This window comes from Adhaeribacter arboris, from assembly GCF_003023845.1.
In the GTDB taxonomy this organism is placed as follows: Bacteria; Bacteroidota; Bacteroidia; order Cytophagales; family Hymenobacteraceae; genus Adhaeribacter; species Adhaeribacter arboris.
The window spans coordinates 4,370,165-4,392,557 of record NZ_PYFT01000001.1 but is presented as its reverse complement, the minus strand read 5'-3'; the positions used below and the strand labels follow the sequence as shown (position 1 = coordinate 4,392,557).

The 22,393-nt window shown below is 41.9% G+C and carries 20 protein-coding genes; 11 read left to right on the top strand and 9 right to left on the bottom strand.

The window, feature by feature from the left end:
- Window positions 1-34 precede the first annotated feature (34 nt).
- Both tatC and rpiB read left to right on the top strand, forming a co-directional pair.
- Window positions 35-838, top strand: coding sequence for a twin-arginine translocase subunit TatC (gene tatC, locus AHMF7605_RS17880; protein ID WP_106933521.1), 804 nt, complete (start codon window positions 35-37; stop codon window positions 836-838).
- A 114-nt stretch (window positions 839-952) separates the two neighbouring features.
- The gene (gene rpiB / locus AHMF7605_RS17875; protein ID WP_106931418.1) at window positions 953-1,387 is read left to right on the top strand and encodes a ribose 5-phosphate isomerase B; all 435 of its coding nucleotides are present in this window, start codon (window positions 953-955) and stop codon (window positions 1,385-1,387) included.
- Between the two features lie 112 nt (window positions 1,388-1,499).
- Here the strand turns inward: rpiB and AHMF7605_RS17870 are convergent, their stop codons facing one another.
- Window positions 1,500-2,111: a hypothetical protein gene (locus tag AHMF7605_RS17870; protein WP_106931417.1), complete on the bottom strand. Its 612-nt coding sequence runs from the start codon at window positions 2,109-2,111 to the stop codon at window positions 1,500-1,502.
- 50 nt (window positions 2,112-2,161) lie between these two features.
- Window positions 2,162-2,908, bottom strand: a complete 747-nt coding sequence (locus tag AHMF7605_RS17865) for a hypothetical protein (protein WP_106931416.1) — start codon at window positions 2,906-2,908, stop codon at window positions 2,162-2,164.
- Between the two features lie 250 nt (window positions 2,909-3,158).
- Between AHMF7605_RS17865 and rbfA the strand changes: the two genes are divergently transcribed.
- The 4 genes from rbfA to AHMF7605_RS17845 all read left to right on the top strand — a co-directional run bounded on the left by rbfA (window position 3,159) and on the right by AHMF7605_RS17845 (window position 9,375).
- The gene (gene rbfA / locus AHMF7605_RS17860; RefSeq protein WP_106931415.1) at window positions 3,159-3,548 is read left to right on the top strand and encodes a 30S ribosome-binding factor RbfA; all 390 of its coding nucleotides are present in this window, start codon (window positions 3,159-3,161) and stop codon (window positions 3,546-3,548) included.
- A 65-nt stretch (window positions 3,549-3,613) separates the two neighbouring features.
- Window positions 3,614-4,426: a class I SAM-dependent methyltransferase gene (locus AHMF7605_RS17855; protein WP_106931414.1), complete on the top strand. Its 813-nt coding sequence runs from the start codon at window positions 3,614-3,616 to the stop codon at window positions 4,424-4,426.
- A gap of 184 nt (window positions 4,427-4,610) precedes the next feature.
- Window positions 4,611-5,834, top strand: a complete 1,224-nt coding sequence (locus AHMF7605_RS17850; RefSeq protein WP_106931413.1) for an ABC transporter permease — start codon at window positions 4,611-4,613, stop codon at window positions 5,832-5,834.
- Between the two features lie 586 nt (window positions 5,835-6,420).
- Complete coding sequence (locus AHMF7605_RS17845) at window positions 6,421-9,375, top strand: DEAD/DEAH box helicase (protein ID WP_106931412.1); 2,955 nt, start codon at window positions 6,421-6,423, stop codon at window positions 9,373-9,375.
- Window positions 9,376-9,456: 81 nt separating this feature from the next.
- On the opposite strand, the gene AHMF7605_RS17840 is transcribed toward AHMF7605_RS17845, so the two are convergent.
- Entirely contained in the window at window positions 9,457-9,822 is a 366-nt protein-coding gene (locus AHMF7605_RS17840; protein ID WP_317046549.1) for a hypothetical protein, read from the bottom strand.
- Between the two features lie 52 nt (window positions 9,823-9,874).
- On the opposite strand from AHMF7605_RS17840, the gene crtD reads away from it, so the two are divergent.
- Both crtD and AHMF7605_RS17830 read left to right on the top strand, forming a co-directional pair.
- Window positions 9,875-11,353, top strand: coding sequence for a 1-hydroxycarotenoid 3,4-desaturase CrtD (crtD, locus tag AHMF7605_RS17835; protein WP_106931411.1), 1,479 nt, complete (start codon window positions 9,875-9,877; stop codon window positions 11,351-11,353).
- Window positions 11,354-11,388: 35 nt separating this feature from the next.
- Window positions 11,389-12,042 (top strand): carotenoid biosynthesis protein, encoded by a 654-nt coding sequence (locus AHMF7605_RS17830; RefSeq protein ID WP_158267552.1) that lies wholly within the window; start codon window positions 11,389-11,391, stop codon window positions 12,040-12,042.
- A gap of 283 nt (window positions 12,043-12,325) precedes the next feature.
- Here AHMF7605_RS17830 and AHMF7605_RS17825 read toward each other — a convergent pair whose 3' ends face one another.
- Window positions 12,326-13,075: a c-type heme family protein gene (locus AHMF7605_RS17825; RefSeq protein ID WP_106931409.1), complete on the bottom strand. Its 750-nt coding sequence runs from the start codon at window positions 13,073-13,075 to the stop codon at window positions 12,326-12,328.
- A 188-nt stretch (window positions 13,076-13,263) separates the two neighbouring features.
- Between AHMF7605_RS17825 and prfA the strand changes: the two genes are divergently transcribed.
- The 3 genes from prfA (at window position 13,264) to AHMF7605_RS17810 (ending at window position 16,417) form a co-directional block, all read left to right on the top strand.
- Window positions 13,264-14,334: a peptide chain release factor 1 gene (prfA, locus tag AHMF7605_RS17820; RefSeq protein ID WP_106931408.1), complete on the top strand. Its 1,071-nt coding sequence runs from the start codon at window positions 13,264-13,266 to the stop codon at window positions 14,332-14,334.
- A 158-nt stretch (window positions 14,335-14,492) separates the two neighbouring features.
- Window positions 14,493-15,998, top strand: coding sequence for a hypothetical protein (locus tag AHMF7605_RS17815; protein ID WP_146153616.1), 1,506 nt, complete (start codon window positions 14,493-14,495; stop codon window positions 15,996-15,998).
- Entirely contained in the window at window positions 15,995-16,417 is a 423-nt protein-coding gene (locus AHMF7605_RS17810) for a secondary thiamine-phosphate synthase enzyme YjbQ (protein ID WP_106931406.1), read from the top strand. The genes AHMF7605_RS17815 and AHMF7605_RS17810 overlap by 4 nt, the downstream gene beginning before the upstream one ends.
- Before the next feature lie 15 nt (window positions 16,418-16,432).
- Here the strand turns inward: AHMF7605_RS17810 and chrA are convergent, their stop codons facing one another.
- The 5 genes from chrA to AHMF7605_RS17785 all read right to left on the bottom strand — a co-directional run bounded on the left by chrA (window position 16,433) and on the right by AHMF7605_RS17785 (window position 22,371).
- Window positions 16,433-17,671 (bottom strand): chromate efflux transporter, encoded by a 1,239-nt coding sequence (gene chrA / locus AHMF7605_RS17805; RefSeq protein WP_106931405.1) that lies wholly within the window; start codon window positions 17,669-17,671, stop codon window positions 16,433-16,435.
- A gap of 249 nt (window positions 17,672-17,920) precedes the next feature.
- Window positions 17,921-18,895, bottom strand: coding sequence for an isopenicillin N synthase family dioxygenase (locus AHMF7605_RS17800; RefSeq protein WP_106933519.1), 975 nt, complete (start codon window positions 18,893-18,895; stop codon window positions 17,921-17,923).
- 275 nt (window positions 18,896-19,170) lie between these two features.
- Window positions 19,171-19,872, bottom strand: a complete 702-nt coding sequence (locus tag AHMF7605_RS17795) for a superoxide dismutase (protein WP_106931404.1) — start codon at window positions 19,870-19,872, stop codon at window positions 19,171-19,173.
- Window positions 19,873-20,102: 230 nt separating this feature from the next.
- Window positions 20,103-21,437, bottom strand: a complete 1,335-nt coding sequence (locus AHMF7605_RS17790) for a DUF4302 domain-containing protein (protein ID WP_158267551.1) — start codon at window positions 21,435-21,437, stop codon at window positions 20,103-20,105.
- A gap of 49 nt (window positions 21,438-21,486) precedes the next feature.
- Window positions 21,487-22,371, bottom strand: a complete 885-nt coding sequence (locus AHMF7605_RS17785) for a zinc-binding metallopeptidase (RefSeq protein ID WP_106931402.1) — start codon at window positions 22,369-22,371, stop codon at window positions 21,487-21,489.
- Between the last annotated feature and the right edge of the window lie 22 nt (window positions 22,372-22,393).

Genomic DNA, 22,393 nt, shown 5'->3' with positions numbered 1-22,393 from the left:
GGAAGAAGAAGTTGTAGTAAGTGGTGAACACGAAATGTCGTTTATCGACCATCTGGAAGAGTTAAGATGGCATTTAATCCGTTCGGTAGCCTCTATTTTAGTTTTTGCCACGGCGGCATTCCTATCAAAAGAGTTTATTTTTCATGATTTAATTTTAGGGCCGTCGCGGGCGGATTTTTTTACCTATCGCAAGTTGTGTGAGTTAGGAGCCTATTTGGGCAGGCCGGAGTTATGCATTGATAAAATTTCGTTTACGTTGCAGAGCCGGGAAATGAGCAGTCAGTTTACTACGCACATGACGGTTTCCGCTATTATTGGGCTGGTGCTGGCTTTCCCGTATACGTTCTGGGAGATCTGGCGCTTTATAAAACCAGGTTTGTACCCGCGCGAACAAAAAAACTCGCGGGGAGCGGTGTTTTTTGTGTCCTTGCTGTTTTTCCTGGGTACTTTGTTCGGTTACTATATTGCGGCCCCGCTTTCCATTAACTTTTTGGCTTCGTACCAGGTAGATGCCAGCATTCTGAACGAGTTTGACCTGGCTTCTTATATTTCTACCCTCACTACCATGACGTTTTCCTGTGCCCTCATGTTTGAGTTGCCCATGATTGTGTTCTTCCTGGCCAAAGCGGGAATTTTATCGCCCGAGATTATGAAGTTATACCGCCGGCATGCTATTGTGGTAATTTTAATTGTCGCGGCTGTTATATCTCCGCCCGATGTAATGAGTATGATGCTGATTGCAATACCGTTACTGTTATTATACGAAGTAAGTATTACCATTGCCAAGGTGGTCCGGAAGAATGATATTAAACGCTTAAACGAAGAACTAAACGGATAATTAAGAGCAGTAAATCTTACCTAAGTTTAAGATTTACTGCTTTACTATTTACAGTTTTCTCTATGGTATATCCATTTTCACAAACTTTAATTTAAAACCTATATTTTACTTATTATGGCATTAGTTATTGCCATCGGGGGCGATCACGCAGGGTATCAATATAAAAAGAACTTGGTAGCTTTATTACAGGATCAAGGGCATAGCGTACGTGATTTTGGCCCGGATTCAGATGCTTCCGTGGATTATCCCGATTATGTACATCCCTTGGCCATTGCTGTGGAAAATAAAGAAGTGGATTTTGGTATTTTAATTTGCGGTAGCGGCAATGGGGTAGCCATTACCGCTAACAAGCACCCGCAGGTACGAGCCGCTTTGTGCTGGTTACCCGAATTAGCTCAATTAGCCCGTAGCCACAATAATGCGAATATACTTTGTATTCCAGCACGGTTTGTTTCAGAAGCAATTGCGTACGAAATGGTGCAGGAATTTTTAAGTACCTCTTTTGAAGGCGGCCGTCACCAAACGCGGGTGTCCAAAATTACTTGTTAGTCCTAAAAGCATTGCTGCTTCGTGCTTCCTACCACTGAAGAATAAATTATTTGTAAAATAAATTATTTGTAAATTAAAAGGCCGTAAGTTTTAAAAATTACGACCTTTTAATTTATGGCATTTTCTGAAAAAGCTGTTGGTTATTTTCTACGGGTTTATAGTTGCCAAAAGCCCTCGGGATTTTGTATTGTAACTCGCGCATAAGTTTCGGGTCGGCCACAATATAATCCGGAAAATGAGGGGCAATATTTCGGTAAATTTCATAAACGGCTTGGTAGGTATCCAATTTGGTAAAATCGCGCTGCGCAATTCCCCAATCCAGATACGGAGTAGTCAGGCTATTATGAATGTAATAATTTAAGTCAGGGTTAAGTACCAGAAAGCTTTTATTTTGAATGGCCTGATATTTAGGGTCCGGACTGATAAGCAAATTAGCAACATTAATTTGCAGTAGCGGCGCTAAGCCCAAAAAGGTGCTGTACCGCAATAACAAAATACACCCAAATAACACCAGAAAAACTACTTCCCGCACCAAAGCTTTCCGGATATGCAGAAAAAAGGCAGTGCCAAAGTACGCTAAAGCTGGTAAAAGCAACAGTAAGGCTCCCGTAGAAATTTTTTTGCCAATAATCGCAATTACAACTGCTACTGGTAACCAGATAAGCATAAGTTGCAGAATTTTAACCTGGTAGTTTAAGCCGGGAGCGTTGGCGATGCTGCTCATCACAGTAATTATTAAAAACAAAAGAGGCACCACCCAAATTTTTAAAACGGCTAAAGGCTCGAGTAAAAATCTACCTTGAAATTCCAGGAAGGAAACAAATGAAAATCGAGGAAATTAGTTAGGGTGTTGGTATACAAATAGTAGGTTAGTACCAAACTATACGGAAAGATAAACCCGCATAACAACAAGAGCGAGCTACGCACCGAGCCGGAAGCAAATAAGATTATCGCAAAAATAGCTACTATTAAAAACAGCACTAAAGGTAAATAGCATAGAGCTCCCAACCCTAATATAAAGCCGGCTTTAAATAATTGACGATTGTTTTCTCCTTCTTTCGAAAAAGAAATTAAGTAATTAAGCGAGAATACAATAAAAGTCATGCCCAGCAACAAGGGCGTAAGGGTATCGAGTTCGAAAAAAACACTGCCGGCTACCAGGTACAACAAAGCCGGTAAAAAGGTCCGGTCCGGAAGAACATTATGGCGATTAAAGATAGAGTTCAGGCGAAGGGCTTGGATAAAAAGCAAAATCATAGGTAATATCCGGTAAACTAGTACCGAACGGCCGGTAAGTAGATCAATCAACCAGAAAATACCGGCGGCCAAAGGTGCTTCGTTGTCAAAAATGTCGCGGTATAAGAGGTAGCCATTGGCCATGCGCTCGCCGAGTACCATGGATTTTAGCTCGGGTAAGGTTAACGGTACGCCCCAAAAGACCAAAGGTACCCGGATAGCCAGAAACAGCAGAACCAAAGCAAGAAGCCGCGATAAGAGCAGGCTGCGGAAATAACGAATCAAGTTTTAAAAATTAGAAATTAAAAATTAGGAATTAGAAATTGAAAATAATAACCTAATACGGATTCATGTTACTATTATTATTAGGTAGAGAACGCCAGGGGTACCTTTATTCATGATATGATTACTTTTCAAAAAAATAATTTTTAATTTCTAATTTTTAATTCTGTAAAGCTTAGTTCCTGATTTTTAATTACGCGTAAGCGCTAGTAAGCAGGTAAAAGTGCGAAATTAATATGATATTTGCAGGCAGATGGAAAGCAAAAGACAACAAAAGTTCGCTAAACTAATTCAGAAAGAATTAGCCGAAGTATTTCAGCGAGAATGTTCGCATTTGTTTCAAGGAACGTATGTGTCGGTGAGTGTAGTGCGGGTATCGCCTGATTTAGGCGTGGCCAAAGTATATCTGAGTCTGCTGGTAGGTACTAATGCGAAAGAATTGTTACAGGAAATAAAGTTAAATACCAAAACTATCCGGCATTTACTGGCCCAGCGCATTAAAAAGCAAGTACGGGTTATTCCGGAGTTAATCTTTTATCTGGATGATACGGCGGAATATGCGGCCCGGATGGATGAATTATTTTCTGGCTTAGATATACCACCAGCCGACAAAGACGATTCGGAAACCGACGAAGAAAAATAAAATTTCTTGTTAATATTTTATAAGCGCAGGCGGTAGCTGGCGCTCTTACTTTTTGCAAATCTGGCATGCAATACGACCCGATAAAACGCGTTCTCGGCGAAGCATTTAATAAAACTCCCTTACTCAGGCGCTTTTTTTACCACTTACTCGATTTACTTTTGCTCCGCACCTGGCACGTACACAAAGAACTTCGGGCCTGGGCGCAAGGCAAACAATCTAAAGCTATTTCTATTCTGGATGCTGGTTCTGGCTACGGACAGTATACTTATTACTTATCGGGTATGAGTGCTAATTGGCAGATTTTGGCCGTAGACGTAAAAGATGAGCAAATAGCAGATAGCAACCAATTTTTCCGGCAAATTGGCCGGTCCAAAGTGCGTTTCGCGGTGGCAGATCTGGTCACTTTTCAGCAACCGGAAACTTTCGATCTGGCTTTATCCGTGGATGTAATGGAGCATATTCTGGAAGATGTAGAAGTTTTTAAAAATATTTACGCTTCTCTTAAAAAAGGCGGGATGTTACTTATTTCTACGCCTTCCGACCAAGGTGGCTCCGATGTGCACGATAATGAGGAAAGTTCTTTTATTGAAGAACACGTGCGCGACGGATATAATATTCATGAAATAGCCGATAAACTTAAAATAGCCGGCTTTAATCAGGTACAAGCCCGGTATTCGTACGGTAAACCGGGCCAGATTTCGTGGCGGCTTTCCATGAAGTACCCTATCTTGTTATTGGGTAAATCAAAAGTTTTTTTCTTGATATTGCCGTTTTATTACCTGGTTACTTTTCCGTTTTGCCTAATTTTAAATTGGCTCGATACCAACGGCAGACATGCTTCTGGCACCGGCCTGATTGTAAAAGCGTGGAAGTTGTGAGTTGTAGGTTGGAAAGTTAAAAGGTTGGAAAGTTGAAAAGTTGATAGTCTAACATCTATATACTTGTGCCGCTTTACTTATACCTAATTATTTATTTAACCGTAAGGCCAAAGAGTTGTATACTTTACTAATTTATTTTTATTAACTCTTAATTTAATTACTACTTTATCAGCTCCTGCAATCTATGAACGTTCCTTTTCTCATTGCTAAACGCTACTTTATCTCCAAGAAGAAAAGAAACATTATCAATATAATTTCTATTATTTCTATGGTTGGCGTGGCCGTGGGTACGGCGGCTCTAATTATTGTGCTTTCGGTATTTAACGGCCTGGAAGATTTAATCCGGAGTATTTACGGGAGTTTTGACCCGGATCTTAAAGTTACTTCGGTAGAAGGGAAAGGATTTGAAATGAACGAAGATCTGTTAACCCGAATCCGGAAAACTCCGGGCGTTTTAATCGTGACGGAGGTAATAGAAGATAATGCTTTGTTGCGTTACGAAGACCGCCAGATGGTGATAAAAATGAAAGGGGTGAGTCCCAACTTTTTTGCGCAAAATAAAATAGATTCATCGGTCATTGAAGGCAATTACCAATTACAGCGGGGAGGTAACAATTATGCTTTAATTGGTCGGGGAGTACAGTACCAATTATCGATCCGGGCTACTAACGCCATTGTACCTATGTTTTTGCTTTACCCTAAAGCCAAAGCATCCCTTTCTCTGGACCCGGAAAATACGTTCCGGGAAAAACCCATTATGGTAGGGGGCGTATTTGTAATTGAACGCCAGTACGACGATAACTATATTTTTGTGCCGCTCGATTTTGCCCGCGATTTGCTGGCTTACGGTAACAAACGAACTTCCTTGGAAATACGGGTGGAGAGTAAACGGGAATTAAAAAATGTAGAAGAACGGCTAGGAAAAGTGTTAGGGCCCAAATTCGAGATTAAAAACAGTGACGAACAACACTTGAGTTTACTGCGGGCCGTGAAAGTAGAAAAAATGTTCGTGTTTATCACCTTTGCCTTTATTTTACTGATTGCGTCCCTGAATATTTTCTTTTCTCTTTCCATGCTGGTAATTGATAAGAAAAAAGATATTGCTATTCTGGCTTCTATGGGCGCCAGTCCGCAGGTAATCCGGAATATATTTTTGGCGGAAGGAGCGATTGTGGCATTTGTAGGGGCAATTATAGGATTAGCTTTAGGGCTGCTCGTTTGCTGGATACAGGAAACTTTTGGCTTAATTTCGATGAACATGGCTACAGCTTTAGTAGAAGCTTACCCGGTTAAAATGCAGCTGCAAGATTTTCTCCTTACCGGATTTGCTATATTTATAATTACTTTACTCGTTTCTATCCGGCCGGCTCGGGCTGCTGCTGCTACCGAAGTACGCAACAATATCTAATTTTGCTTTTCATTTTTTCTTAATCCGAACCTTGTAGTTCGAAATCTATTTCGCTTCTTAAAGTCTCACTACCGGCTTGCCAGATACTATCAAGCCTGTCCCTCAATTTACACCAGGGTACGAAATAATATGCCTTTAATTTTATCCGAATACCTCTAAATTTAAAAGCATTCTAAAGTAAAAAATCATTTTTTGAAATAAACTAGTTAAAAAAATAAGCAATAACTTTGAAATATTAATATTATTTTTGAGATTAGACTTAAAAATTTATAGTATTTAGTTATTTATCTAAATAAATCTTCAATTTCCAGGTTTTAAGAGTAAAGGTTAAGATAAACAGAAGACGTTTCATAAATGATGGCTTAATCTTTTCTGATCTAATCTTGGTTTAAGTTCCACTTAAATAAATAGCAATAGTCGTCCTAAACATTGTAAGAGATTTATTGTATTATAAAATGTTAATTCGATTTACCTTTTTGTAAAAAATACCATAAGCAATTAGGCTATTCTTTAAAAAATATTTAATCTAAATGTTGTTTTATTAGTAAAGAATCCTAATATTCACATTGCATCTTTGTTCCTGTGTATGAAAGTATTTACCACGCAACCTTTTCAGATAGTCTACTCATTGTTTGAGCATGAGTATCTGGGTTATTTATTTGAATCGTACGTTGTACAGGTTAATTCCAAAGGGCAATTAACGCTGCAACACCAAAACATAGCCGATAAAAATGCCGCCGAGTTTTCGGCCCGGCTCGATGCTACTGATTTTAAATTGATTCATTTAACCGACCAAATTCAGCAGGATGCTATTTTAAAAAAGTTTTCGACGAAGAAACTTTCGGTTGCTGATTTTTTCCTGAAAACCTACGATCCGGAGAAAGGTGATAAATTAACCCAGGAAGCCATTGATAGTTATGTGCAGCACCGCATGGCAAAGATTCTGGAATTACTGGCTGGTAAGCAGGTTTTTATCATGGGAAAAGATGGCGAACCTACCTGGAAACAGATTTCGATAGCGCCCCAAAAAGCCAGCATTTTGTTTCATTTCCGTCGCAACGAAGATAATACCCATTATTTCCCAACCATTAAATACCAGAACGAAAAGCTGGAATTCCAGAACCGCAACGCTACTTTAATTTGTAACGAACCCGCCTGGCTTTTGCTCGACGATGTTTTATATTCTTTTCAGAAAGAGGTGGACGGCAAGAAACTGCAGCCCTTTTTAAATAAAAAGTTTATTGTTATTCCGCGCAAAGTAGAAGAAACGTATTACCAGAAATTTGTAGCGCCGCTGGTGGAGTCGTTCGACGTTTATGCCAAAGGTTTTGATATTAAATCGGAGAAATATAGCCCTAATCCTTTTCTTACTTTTACCGAAATTACTGATGTAGATGCCGCCCCGCAGTTATTTGGTACGCCTGCCGCCCGTTTGGGAAGTAAACTAAACGGCAGCAATGGTAGTGCCAGCCGGTCAGATAAAATTTTATTTAATTTAAGTTTTAAGTACGGGGCGCACACCGTCCATAATAATCAGGAAGCTAAAAGAGTAAGCGTAAACGTAGAAAAAACCCAGGATTCGTATATTTTTCACCGCTTGATCCGCAACATTGACCACGAAAAAGAATTTATCCGGGAACTCACTAACCGGGCCCTGGAAGTAAAAAACGGGAAAGCTGTTCTGGAAAAAGCCAATGCTTTCTCCTGGTTAAACAACCACGTGCAGGATTTGGAGCGCATGGGTTTCACGATTAAACAAACCAATACTTCGGCCAAAAATTACTTTATCGGTGAGGTAAGTGTTAGCGTGGGCATCCGCGAAAATGCCGATTGGTTTGATATTTACGGCGTAGTAAAGTTTGGCGAGTTTGAGGTGCCGTTTATCAAATTAAAGAACCATATTCTAACGAAGAATAACGAGTACCAATTACCCAATGGTCAGATTGCTATTATTCCGGAAGAATGGTTTACTCAGTACATTGAATTGTTTGCTTTTTCGGAGGGCGAAGGGGAGTTAAAGTTGCGCAAGCACCATTTAACTTTAGTAAACGAGCTTCAGAACGGTAATCTGGCAGTAGTAACCATGACCCGTAAACTGGAAAGATTGCGGGAGTTTGAAACGATAGAAGATAAGCCTTTGCCGCTGGGTTTTAAAGGGGAGTTGCGGCCTTACCAGAAAGCAGGTTATAATTGGCTGCACTTTATTAAAGATTACAAATTTGGCGGCTGTCTAGCCGACGATATGGGCTTGGGTAAAACCATTCAGACCTTGGCCATGCTGCAGTATCAGAAAGAAGCCGGGGCGCAAAGTGCCACGCTGTTGGTAATGCCTACTTCGCTTATTTATAACTGGATGAACGAAGCGCAAAAGTTTACCCCGGGTTTGCGGGTTTTAAATTATACCGGCACGTACCGCGAAAAAACGGTTTCCCAGTTTAAGCATTACGATGTGATTTTAACGTCGTACGGTATTGTGCGTTTGGATGCCGAGTTGCTCCAAAACTATTACTTTGATTTTATTATCCTCGACGAATCGCAGGCTATTAAAAATCCTGGCTCCAATACTTCATTGGCTGTACGCAGCTTGAAATCGAAACACCGGTTAATTTTAACCGGTACACCCGTCGAAAACAGCACCATGGATTTATGGTCGCAGATGTCGTTCATTAATCCGGGTTTATTAGGAAACCAGACTTTTTTCAAGAACGAGTTTTTACGGCCGATTGAAAAAGAAAAGAACGAAGAAAAAACTAAAAAACTGCATGCGCTCATTAAACCGTTTATTTTGCGGCGCCACAAATCGCAGGTGGCAAAGGAACTGCCCGAGAAAATTGAGCAAATTACCTACTGCAAAATGACCGAGGAGCAGGAACACGCTTACGAAGAAACCAAATCGTTTTACCGCAATAAAATTTTAAAAAATATTGAAGAAAGCGGCAGCGTGAATACCCAGTTTATGCTCTTGCAAGGTTTAATGAAACTGCGTCAAATTGCCAATCACCCGCGCATGGCCGACGTAAATTACGAAGGTGATTCGGGGAAGATGAAAGAAGTTATCCGGATGACACGCAGTGTGGTAGCGGAAGGGCACAAAGTACTGATTTTTAGCCAATTTGTAAAGCATTTGGATATTGTTCGGACCGCCTTGAACGATAAACAAATTCCGTATACCTACCTCGATGGCAACACCAAAGATCGCCACAAACAAGTAGAACGCTTCCAGACCGACGAAAATATTCGGGTATTCTTAATTTCCCTGAAAGCCGGAGGAGTAGGTTTAAATTTAACGGCCGCCGATTACGTGTTTATCCTCGACCCTTGGTGGAACCCGGCCATTGAGGCCCAAGCCGTAGACCGGGCGCACCGTATTGGCCAGCAAAACAAAGTATTTACTTATAAATTTATCTCGAAAGATACCGTCGAAGAAAAAATACTGGCCTTGCAAAACAAGAAAATTCAACTGGTAACCGATTTAATTTCGACGGACGAAACCATTATTAAGAGCCTGACTAAAGACGATATTGAGAGTTTGTTGTCGTAGAGTTATTTAAAATAAAGTATTATTAAGCCCGATAGATTGTAGAATCTATCGGGTTTGTTTTTTAGAACTATGTATGTTTTATTAACTCTGCAAAAACTCATTCACGATACTTTCCCACTCCTGCTCCAGCGAAACTAAAGGCATTTTGCGGCCGGCGCGTTGGTACCAGTAATTAGCGTTCCATTGATCGCCTTCTTTGCGGTGCAGGTAGGCGTGAATAAGACAATAAGTGGGCGTATTCTTTTCTTGCGCAATTTCGTGCGATTGGTGCCAGTCGCCTTTGCCATCGTACCAGAGAGCTTGTAATTCCGGGCTTAAACCGGCAGGCGGAGTTGTATTAGCAAGAGTAGCTTTAAATTCGGGAAAGGTCATAAAATAAACAGCTGGATTTATGCGGGCTAATTTATTTGGAATATCCGGATGTAAAATAAAAATCAACGAAAACATTTCTTACCACAACGAGTTAAATGTGCGGAACTAAGCTAGTAGTAAGTTAAAAATGAGGAAAGCCGTGGTTATTGGAGCAGGAATAGGCGGGATAGCCGCCGCCATCCGGTTAGCGGTAAAAGGTTACGCGGTTACGGTACTGGAAGCCAATGCTGGTTTTGGCGGTAAAATGACGCAGTTTACTCTTAACGGGTACCGTTTCGATAAAGGCCCTTCGCTGTTCACGATGCCGCAGTTGGTAGATGAACTATTTACTTTGGCCGGGCGTAACCCCGCGGATTATTTTCGCTACCAACGGTTAGATATTATTACCCAATACTTCTTTGCCGATGGAACGCGCCTGACAGCTTACCGGGAACCAGAGAAATTTGCCGCCGAAGTAGAACAAAAGTTGGGCATTCCGCAGGAGAAAGTTAAAAGTTATTTGGCAAAAAGCCGTCGTGTTTACGAAGCAACGGCCCCTACTTTCCTGCATAAATCCCTGCACCAGGTACAAACTTACTTGAGCGCCGAGGTGCTTAAAACTATTCCGGCTTTACCCGAGCTAGGCTTAACTACCACCATGCACGCGGCGAATGTGAAACAGTTTAAAGATCCGCGCTTCGTGCAGCTGCTCGACCGCTTTGCCACTTACAACGGTTCCGACCCGTACCAGGCACCGGCTACGCTTAATTTAATCCCGCACCTGGAACATAATTTAGGAGCCTTTTATCCGGAAGGCGGTATTTACGCTATTGCCCAAAGCTTGGTGAAACTAGCCGAAGAACTTGGGGTACAATTCCGTTACCAGGAAAAAGCAGAAGAAATACTAACGGAAAATAACCGGGTAATAGGCGTACGTACTGCTAAACAAGCTTTGGTGCCAGCCGATATCGTAGTCAGTAACATGGATGTAGTGCCAACTTACCGTAAATTATTGCCGCAATTACCCGCTCCCGAAAAAACTTTGCAACAACCCCGCTCCAGTTCGGCGCTCATTTTTTACTGGGGAATTAACCGGGAGTTTCCGGAGCTGCATTTGCATAATATATTTTTCAGTAAAGAGTATAAAAAAGAATTCGAGCGTATTTTCCGGCAGAAAACCATCAGCCCCGACCCGACGGTTTATGTAAATATTACTTCTAAGTTTTCGCCGGCAGATGCCCCGGAAGCCAGCGAGAACTGGTTTGTAATGGTGAATGTGCCGCACAACAGCGGTCAGGATTGGTTGGATTTAGTAAAGGTTACACGTGAAACAGTTATCCGGAAATTAAGCAAAACTCTCGACACCGATTTAAACGCGTACATTACCGGCGAACAGGTTTGGGATCCTGTAGGAATAGAAACCGAGACTTCTTCGTTTGCCGGAGCTTTATACGGGAGCAGCTCTAATAACCGGCTGGCTGCTTTTCTGCGGCACCCTAATTTTACGAGTAAAGTAAAAGGCTTGTATTTTTGCGGAGGCAGCGTACACCCGGGCGGCGGTATTCCTTTGTGCTTACTTTCGGCCAAAATTGTCAGTAATCTGGTACCTTCGCCGGATAATAAATAATTATTTTTGAGCTAAGAATTAAAAAAACGGAAAACTTGAATACGCTTCTGCCAATTAGAAGAAAAGAATTGCTCGCCATTATTATATTAGTCATTTTCTATGCGGTAGGATTTTATGGATTAATCTTTAGTAGCTACCAGGCTTATTTTTTAAGTCTTGTTCCGTTTAATCTGTTGCTGACTAATTTTATCTTATTCTTTTTTCATCGGGCTTTTTCTCCCTCCTTTTGGGTATTTGCGCTAGTAGTTTTTAGTGCAGGTTTTCTGGCCGAAGTATTAGGTATTCATACGGCATTACTTTTCGGGCATTATACTTACGGGGCAGCCTTAGGTTGGCAGCTTTTTCAGGTACCGGTTATAATTGGGCTAAACTGGCTGATGTTGGTGTACACGGCTGGTCATACGGTAAATTATTTCCAACGCATTCCGTGGGTGATAAAAGCTGTGCTAGGGGCTGTTTTAATGGTAGCTTTAGACTATTTCATCGAACCGGTAGCGGTACATTTAGATTTCTGGTCGTGGCAGGGGAACAAAATACCTGTTTCTAATTTTGTTGGCTGGTTTGGTGTCGCGCTTTTATTGCAGTTTTATTTTCAAAAAGCAACGTTCTCAAAAAATAATCCTATAGCACCTTTCGTATTTTTTCTACAGTTTATGTTTTTTGGATTGCTTTCCTGGGCGATTCTTTGAACCTTAAACCATTAATTTAAATTAAATACACCTTCCTATCGCGAGCGTCCTCGCTCGTGATGTCCATCGTCCGGGCTCTGGCCGGTTGGAGTTTGACTCATTGCTTTTCCGAAAGTTTGTCGGTTCACCCGGCCGAAGACCTGCCAAATAGTAGACACGAGCGCAAATGTTCCCGGCCAATGTCATTCCATTCAGTTAAAGAAAGAAAAATAAGAAAGTAATCGTTACCTATCCTCCCCTGCTTTTAGCTTATCATACACAGAAGAGTATAACACTAGCAAACTCACTTTACCGAATCTGGCTTACCAAATAGCGGTTGTCCGCGCCGTGATTTTTTACGTTTCTGAGTGATGCTATCTAAAATACCTTTGGTTTTAAAGCGTACGTACCACATTCCGGCCCAGTCGCCCGTTTGATAACCCGCGTGCGGGGTGGCAAAATTTGCTGGCAAAGCTTTTTGATTTTCCAGTTGTAAGGTTTTTTCTGGTTGGCCGTGGCATTGTAAACAAAGCGAATTAGCCATTACAATTGGTTTAGTGTAGAGTAATTCGGTAGTACCTACCCGGGTTACTTGAGGCTCTAAAATCTGCTTTTGCTTACTTAGAGCCGCATATTGTTGTAATTGTTCCTGCAAAAGCAAACTAGCTGGGTCGGTAGCAGAGTTTGGCCAGGCTTTACTTGTGCGGCCTAAATTGGCCTGGTACTTCTTCGCCATTTCTTGTACGGCCGGATACCTTTCTAATTGGCGGTAATTTAAGGCGGCTTTAAAGTTGCCGGAATCTAAGGTGGCTTGTAAATAAGCAAGCATTTGTTGTTCTGTGGTTTGAATAAGGCTATCGCCTACCCGGCGGGTTTCCTGTAAAATCATGGGGCCAGTAATGCGTTTTACCAGGTGTCGTTCCATTTCTTCGGCTATTTCCTTCCCGTTAGGGAGTTTTTTAGGTTCACAGCTACCGTTAACCAATAAACTAATAATAGGTAAAAGCAAGCGAAGAGCAGACAGTTGCTTATTCAGAAAAGAACGAATCGGCATAAATAAAGGTTTAATACTAGTAAAACTTACCGGTCGGTTAAAGGGTTATAATACCTGCAAATATCAGCGTTAGGTAAAAAGAAACAAAAAGAAGTAGTAGGTTGCTCTAGCGGCAATTTACCAGTTTCCGCCACGACTAACCGGTAATTTTTTATTATCTTTGCGTTTTAAAACAGATACTTACCGTTATGTTAGATAAGTTAGAGGCTATTAAAGAGCGTTTCGACGAAGTAAATCAGCTTTTACAACAACCCGAAAGCATGAGCGACATGAAAAAATATAAGTCGCTTAATAAAGAATACAAAGACCTCGAAAAGATTGTAATCGAGTACAAAAAATACCAAAATCTACTCGGCAATATCGAGAATGCGAAGCAAGTAATTGCCACCGAAAAAGACGAAGAGTTTCGGGAAATGGCGAAAGAAGAACTTGACGAACTGTATCCGCAGTTAGAAGAAATGGAAGAAGGTATCAAAAACCTGCTCATTCCAAAAGACCCAGACGATAGTAAAAATATTATTATTGAAATCCGGGCCGGTGCCGGCGGTGACGAAGCTTCTATTTTTGCCGGCGATTTACACCGGATGTATTCTCGTTTGGCCGAGAAACAAGGCTGGCGCATGGAGCTGATTGACGCTCAGGAAGGTACTTCCGGAGGGTATAAAGAAATTATTAGCAGTATTTCCGGCGAAGATGTTTACGGCAAAATGAAGTTCGAGTCGGGAGTGCACCGAGTACAGCGCGTACCCGCCACTGAAACGCAAGGCCGGATTCATACTTCGGTAGCCAGCGTGGTAGTATTACCCGAAGTAGAAGAGTTCGATATTGAACTGGACATGAACGAGATTCGGAAAGATTTATTCTGTGCCTCCGGACCAGGCGGCCAGTCGGTAAATACGACGTATTCGGCGGTTCGTTTAACCCACTTGCCAACCGGTATTATGGCCCAATGTCAGGACCAGAAGTCACAGATTAAAAACTACGAGAAGGCCCTGAAAGTATTGCGTTCCCGGATTTACGAAGTAGAACTGGCTAAAAAGAACGAAGAAATGGGCGCCCAGCGGAAAAGCATGGTAGGCGGCGGCGACCGTTCCGATAAAATCCGGACCTATAATTATCCGCAAGGCCGCGTAACCGATCACCGCATTGGCTATACCGTTTATAACCTGCCAAACGTAATGGACGGCCAAATTGATGACTTTATTGAAGAATTACGTATTGCTGAAAATGCGGAGCGCCTGAAGGAAGGGGTTGCGTAAAAGAGTTACAAGTTGCAAGTTGATTTTTATAGAGCATAACAGAGTAGCGGGTGTAAAGAACTCGCTACATTTGTTTTAAGGTAACGGCAAATTAAAAATTAACTTCTACCCTACAATTATTATACTTAATAGATAAAGGTTATTCTAATTCAGTGCTATTGATTAAAAGGCTGCGACTTCATAAAGTTTGGGTTTTCTTTTTGCTTAAAGATGGAGGCAAATTATTTCCGCAACGGCTTTTGTTTGGCTTCCTGTTTTGGTTGTTTATTTACGCATTAGCTTCTTGCGAACCGAAAGAAGAAATTATTACTACGGATACTAGTGCCCAGCTGGAGTTTTCTACTGATTCGGTAAAGTTTGATACGGTTTTTGTCAATACCACAAGTGTAAGCCGGGCAGTTTGGGTGTATAATCGCCATTCAAAGGCAGTAAAAATAACCGAGATAAAGCTGGGACTGGCCAACCCGGCTTACAGATTAGTTGTGGATGGCCAGGAAACGAATCAGGTAAATAATATTTTATTGCGCGGCGAGGATAGTTTGCTCGTAGTAATAAAAGTTAAAATTCCTCCAACGCCAGATACAGCCGCTTTTATCCAAACGGATGTTCTTTCGTTTTTAACCAATACGAATCGCCAACGAGTAGCCTTAGTTAGTTATGGGCAAAATGCCTACTTCCATTCCAAAACCGAAATTACAGTAAATACTATCTGGAAAGCCGATAAACCGCATGTGGTGTATGGTTCGGTAAATGTAGCAGCCGGAGTAAAGCTGGAAATTGAAAAAGGAGCTAAAATTTACTTTCATAAAGATGCGGCTTTAGTAATAAACGGCCGCTTAGAAGTAAAAGGCGCAGCGAATAAACGCGTTTTATTTACCGGCGATCGGCGGGAACGATTATATGCGGCTGTTCCCGGGCAATGGCAAGGCATTAAGTTTGAAGCCACGAGTACTAATAATAGCATCCAATTTGCCGATATTAAAAATGCTACCTTCGGGCTTTGGGTAGCTAATCCAGATCAGGACGAAACCGATTATGATTTGAAAATCAGCCAATCGGTTATCCAGAATATGTATGAAACGGGTATTTTAAGCTACGGAGCCGATGTGCAGGCTACCAATATCTTAATTACTAATTGTGGGCAGAGTGCGGTAATGGGTTTAGGTGGCGGAAATTACGAATTTACGTATTGTACTTTAGCGAACTACACCGTCGGGTTTCGGCCCGGGAGCGTTACTTTACTGTTTTCAGATCGGTTAAAGGTAGCCAATGGACCTAATCAGGATTATCGCGTTAAATTATCCTTGCAGAATTCGATTGTATGGGCAGGTAAGCATGGCTCTGATACTGCTCAAGACCAAATACTTCTTAAAAATGAAGGTAAAACAACGCCGGTCTTACAGTTAAATCACTCCGTTTTACAAACCAAAAATTACCTGAACCACCCGGCCTTTGTTTGTTGTGATAATTTGTTGGATGTGGATCCTAAATTCAAAGCCCCCATTGGAGGTGAATCCATTAATCAACCCAATTTCCGCCTCGATACTCTATCGGAAGTGAGCAACACCGCTAGGGTTATTCCTGCCGTAATAAAAGATTTAGAAGATAAAAACCGTCATTTAACCACGCCCGATCCGGGCGCTTACGAACGCCTGAACCCATGAAATGGTACCAGAAAAGTATTCGCTTACCCGCGCTTAAACGCGGCTATCACTTAATTACCGATTTGCTGCTAGCTGAATTACCGGAACTCGAACAAATAAAAATCGGCCTGGCCCATATTTTTATTCAGCATACTTCGGCTAGTTTAACGATTAACGAGAACGCTGATTTTACGGTAAGACAAGATTTTGAAAGCCATTTTAATAAAATGGTACCCGAAAATGCTCCTTATTACCGGCACACGCTCGAGGGACCGGATGATATGCCGGCGCACATTAAAGCTTCTCTACTCGGAAACTCGGTAACCATACCTATTACCAACGGTACTCTTAATTTAGGTACCTGGCAAGGCATTTACCTGGGCGAGCACCGCAATCATGCCACTCGGCGCTGGCTGGTAATTACGCTTCAGGGAGAATAAAAAATTTTTACTTGTTTAAAAAATAAGTCCGGTTAATAAGCCAATTAAGATAATATAGGGGGGCGGAACCTTGGTCCAGAGCAAAATACAAAAAGTGGTTACCACAATGGCCACATTCGCCAGGTTCGATTCAATGGGGTGATAGAGTAGAATAGCGGCGGCGGCTACCATGCCGGAACTTACCGCGTTAATTCCTTCTAAAGAGGCTTTAATAACGCGGTATTTTCTCAATTCGCCCCAAAACCGGATAACAAAAAATATCAAAAAAGTGCCCGGCAGAAAGATGCCAACCGTCCCGATAAAGGCGCCCAACAGTTCTCCGCCAATACCGTAATCCCGCATGGCTAAGGCTCCCAGGTAAGAGCAAAAGGCAAAGACTGGCCCTGGTAAAGCCTGCACTATAGCAAAGCCTGATAGAAATTCTTCGGAAGTTAAATACTGCTTAAACTCTACAAACTGCGAATACATAAGCGGAATGAGTACCTGTCCCCCACCAAAAATTAAACTGCCATTGCGATAAAAATTTTCAAAAAGTTTAAACCCGCGTAATTGGGTAGTTCCGCCCAGTACCGCCGCGACAATAAACACGGCGGTGTATAAAATAAAATTGCTCCAGTTAATTTTTATGTTTTTGTCCGGTTCAATGGGCTGCGCTTTGTAGCGCAAGGCCGTAACCGCACCTCCTAAAACCAGCAGAATGGGATATACCCAAGGTATGTTAAAAAAGTAAGAAATGTTAGCTGAAATCACCATCATGCCAATGCCCGTTTTGGTATTAACTACTTTCGAGCTAATACGGTAAGCCGCAAATGACACGAAGCCAACCGCCATAGGCTGAATAAAACGCGTAAACCTAAGCGAAATATCGTTGGCCTGCAGGTACGACATGGCTAATCCGGCCAAAGTCATAATGATTGTAGCAGGCGCAATCCAGATGAGTAAAGTAAGATAAGCTAAATTGGGCCCGCCTAACCGGAATCCAATGGCCGTAATGGTTTGCGTAGAGGTAGGCCCGGGCAAAATCTGGCACAGCGCATTTAGCTCAATTAGTTCGCTTTCGGTAAGATACCGACGCTTTTCTACCAGCACCTTAAACATCATGGAAATATGCGCCTGCGGCCCGCCAAAAGCCGTTATAGCTAACCAAAGTACATCTTTCAGGAAAATGTAATTCCGGACATTTAAGAATTTCTGCCCTTTGGACCATGGCTTAGAGTCCACCGGTTTATGGTCCGTTAATAGTTCATGGTCCATAGGCTACAGATTTATAATTATTAGTCCATAGTCGATAGACCATGGTCGATAGTGCGCATAAAGTAATTTAGCCTACAGCTAACAGAAGTAATGTATTCTTCTACTTTTTTATTTAAGTACTTCGGTAAAATCAATTTAGACTACGATTTATACTGATTTGCTACATATCAAAATTTATTAGTTGAACAACTAATAACCAATAACTACTTAGTATCTGTGGACTATCGACCATGGACCATGGTCTATCGACTACTTTTTCAGTAAGCCCAACTCAATCAAGCGCTCCGTTAAAAATTCTCCGGCAGTAGTATCGGGATAAGCTTTCGGGTTTTCGGCATCAATGCAACCACTCAGGCAGGTAAGATCCATTTCGGTGCGGGGGTGCATAAAAAAGGGAATAGAATACCGGGAGGTGTGCATCAACTCGCGCGGCGGATTTACTACTCTATGAATGGTCGATTTTAATTTATTGTTGGTGTGCCGAGATAACATATCGCCTACGTTCACCACAATTTGCTCGGGCAAAGCAGTAATCGGAATCCATTTGCCGTCGCGGCGCAGTACCTGCAAACCATCGGCGCTGGCGCCCATCAATAAGGTAATTAAATTAATGTCGCCGTGTTCAGCGGCCCGTACCGCGTCTGCTGGTACACTATCCGGATCTTCAATCGGGAAATAATGAATGGCCCTCAAAATACTGTTGCCATGGTGTACTTTTGCATCAAAATAATCTTCGCTGAGACCTAGATAAAGAGCAATGGCCCGCAACATTTGCGTACCCGCTTGTTCTAAAGCCCGGTAGGCCATTAAGGTCATTTCTTTAAATTCGGGTACTTCGTTGGGCCAGATATTAGCTGGGTAATTTTCGGCTTGTAGTTCGGCGGCGGGTAAATCCTGACCTACGTGGTAAAATTCTTTTAAATCGCCGGTATTCCGTCCTTTTGCGTGTTCTTTTCCTTTGCCTACGTAGCCACGCTGGCCCGCTAAGGTTGAATTTTCGTATTTTTGCTTTATTTCGTCGGGTAGGCGGAAGAACTTTTTTACCGCACTATATAACTGGCCGGATAATTCGTCGCTTAAGCCGTGGTTGCGGATTGCCACAAAGCCAATACTCTGGAAAGCTTGTCCCAGGTCTTGCACAAACCGTTGCTTGCGTTCGGCATCGCCGGAAGTAAAATCGGCTAAATCCAAGGAAGGAATTTTATCAACTAATTGCTCGGTTATGGTTTCCATTTTAAATAACTGGGTTAAGTTATAACTGTTCGTTCGGCTTGGTTTAGGACGTTAAATAAAGTCGAACTGTTTCCGGCAAAATTAAGCATTTAAACGATGAACCGTAGAATGGTTTGGCAATATTATTCTGGCTAAAGTAGGTAACCGTACAAGAAATACTTTCACTCGGATGAAAGAACTAATCGCTTTTTACTTTAATAAAAACAGCTTCTGGTGAAGAGGTAAATACCGTCTTTACCAGAAGCTGTTTTACGTTGTTAAATTAATTATTTCTGCAAAGCGGCTAGGTAATTTTTTTCGGCTCCTGCCCAATTTAATACATTCCAGAAGGCAGCAATATATTCCGGCCGCCGGTTTTGATATTTTAAGTAGTAAGCGTGTTCCCACACATCCAAGCCAATAATAGGAGTGCCTTTTTTCTCGGCTACATCCATTAAAGGATTATCCTGATTGGGAGTAGAAGTAATTGCCAGTTTACCCGCCGGATCAACAATTAACCAGGCCCAGCCAGAACCAAACCGGGTAGTGGCCGCTTGGGCAAAATCGGTTTTAAATTTATCTAAGCCTCCTAATTCACTAGTAATAGCAGCGGCTAATTTACCGGTAGGTTTGCCTCCTTGGGCGGATAAAATATTCCAGAAAAAAGTATGGTTCCAATGACCTCCTCCATTATTCCGCACGGCTACCGGATGCTTGCTAATATCTTTCAGCATATCTTCCAGTTTCAGGGAGGCAAGTGCCGTACCAGTTACGGCTTTGTTTAAGTTGGTTACATAAGCTTGGTGGTGCTTGGTATAATGTATTTCCATGGTTTGCTTATCGATGTGTGGTTCCAGCGCCCCAAACTCGTAAGGCAATTTAGGTAAGGTGAAGGTATCGGCCACGGGTTTAGCCAGTATATTCAATGGTTTCACCAGCCCGGCTAACCCAAGCATAGCAGCCGATTTAAGAAAAGTTCTTTTATCCATAACAGGTTTAATTTTTTAAGATGACTAGTAGAAAAACGTTTTGCCACAGGCAAAAGTATAAATTTAAATGAGAGGGTATTCTTAACACCAGGTGTTTTTAGTAGCAATTAGGCAGTTTATAATTTTAAATCAACTATGCTTACGATCTTATCTGGTTTTAGTTAACACTCTGATTATAGCAGCAGTAGAAATAAAGAGGCCTTATAATTAACTATAAGGCCTCTTTATTTCTACTGTAACGTTTCTAAAGTTCCGGTAAAATAAAAATCCGGATTTTCTATGCTCTTCATTTGGCCTAAAGTACCTTCATTGGGATCTTGGAAATAATCCAAAACAAAACGATCGTTGTTTAAATGGGTTAAAATCGGACTCATCTCTTGAACAACCAACTGACCGTTCCCATTAGGCGTTTGCGCACTGAATTTATAGACTCCATCGGCAGTTTTAGTGTACGTATATGGGAAAATAGCATAGAACAAGTTATTGCCTTGGTACACCGCTGCGTACAATTGCATAGACCGGCTCTGCGGATTAAATAAAAACAACATATAATCTAATCGTAAATTATAATTGCTGTTTAGTAAAGCGGTAGCTATTTGTTGTTGCTTGCTCGTGAAATCCGGCGACCAGCCCGGAAGCGCTTGCGGTGGCACGGCTACTGTATTAAAAGTAACGCCTACAAAATTATGCAACGGAATAATAGCCGTGGGCGAAGACTGCACTACTACCCGGTTACCATTAATTTCGGCGTAATATACTTGCTGGGCGCTGTCCCATAAAAGTTCGGAAATGGTCGTGCCGTTTAGTACCAGCGGTGGATCAAACAATAATCCGCGGAGGGTATAGGTAAACGTAGTAGAAATTATTTGCACGTTGCCATTCTCCAGAGACACCAGCGAAAATGTTCGGTTGGTGGCATTAATATCCACTTGCAATTTGTTGCCGTTAGGTGCAGGCAGGAAGAGAAAAGGATTGGCTTTAGAGTAAGCAGAAGTTTCGTCGAGAATGGTTTTAAGTTTACCCGCGTTATAAGCGTTAAATTCCTCCTGCGTAGCTTGCACCAGTATCATTTGGCTTTGTTGCAAATTACCGGTTAACCGAATAGCAGAAGTATTTACGGAGTCAATCGTAAATTCAAAATCCGAAAACATGCCTTGCCCTTCGGTGCCTTCTTGCCCATTTAAATTAAATAGTACTTCCGGATCGGGGTCGGCCAGAAGATGCAACGGCGAGTAGGTATCGAAAATTAAAGCGGGTTGCTGCATCCCTTTTAAGCGGTAGGTGCTTTCGGTTGGTACACCCGCTGAACTGGAACTAACGTCCGCGGACATGCTTACCCGGTCGTTCTCGTTAAATTTTAGAAAAAAGCTGTATTTCCGGTCTTCGCCCGTGGTTAACATGGCTTTCCAGCCATAGGGCGCTCCGGTTAATTGGGCTTTATAATCGGCGAGGGCTTTCGCCAGGCGTTCGTCCGGGCGTTGGCCGGGAGCTGGGTCATTTTCGTCTTTCTGGCAGGCCGAGAGCAGCGTAAATAATACCAGGCTCAGGAAGTATATTTTTTTCATGTAGATGTTACGGTAGCAGCGGATAGCACGAGGCATTATAGCTGAATGATTACAAAGAGTTAATAGCCGTTTCGGCACTGGCTTGTAAAGTGTAAAAGTCAATATTCCAGGCTTCTTTAAAATAACGAACAATTACTTGTTCTTTTTGGCGTAAAGCGGCCTGAGCCGCAGCATTCGGGATGGATTTGGTAGGATCGTTAGGATCAGTTACTACAATACTGTTAACAATGGTATTAAAATTAGTTCGGCCTTCTATCAGCATCAAAGATAAAGTTTCTACAAAATCATCGTCGGGGTTGCTGCGGGCGTACTCAGTAATATACCCCCGGGAACGGGCATCCGCTAAACTAAAATCATTCCAGCTGGCCGTGTAACTGGTAGTGATACGTTTAAATTCTTCCGGGTACAAAATGTTCTGGTGCAGAATATGACCAAATTCGTGGTGAATAGTGTGCAGCATTTCTTTTACTACCGGTTTATTCGCTTTATCGAAATAATTAATCAGGTACAATACGATCTTCCGGCCGCCTTCAGCGGTACCCAAGGTTATCGTACCATTGGTATTATACTCGGGGCTACCTACTAGTACAAATTGTTTAGGAGATAGTCGTTTTATAAAGTTAGGGCCCGCTACTTGCTCGTAAGGCATGATCCAAGTTTTTTTAATCGTTTCCATCGTTGGAATAATTTTATCTTCCTGCGGTGGCGTTAGTGCTTTATTTAAGGCAAGTTCGTATCGGTCGAAGCGGTATTTTACTTCAATGTTGTAAGGAGTTACAAAATTTTCGAGGAGCCAATTATCCAATGGTCCTTTGGTCCAGGTTTCGCCACCTAATCCTGTTAGTACAGCATCCGGTTCATCTTCTTCGGAGCAGGCCGGTAAGAAGCTAATCGCAAAAAATAACAGGAATAATTTAACGTAATTTGTTTTCATGGTATAATAATCGGTATTCTTT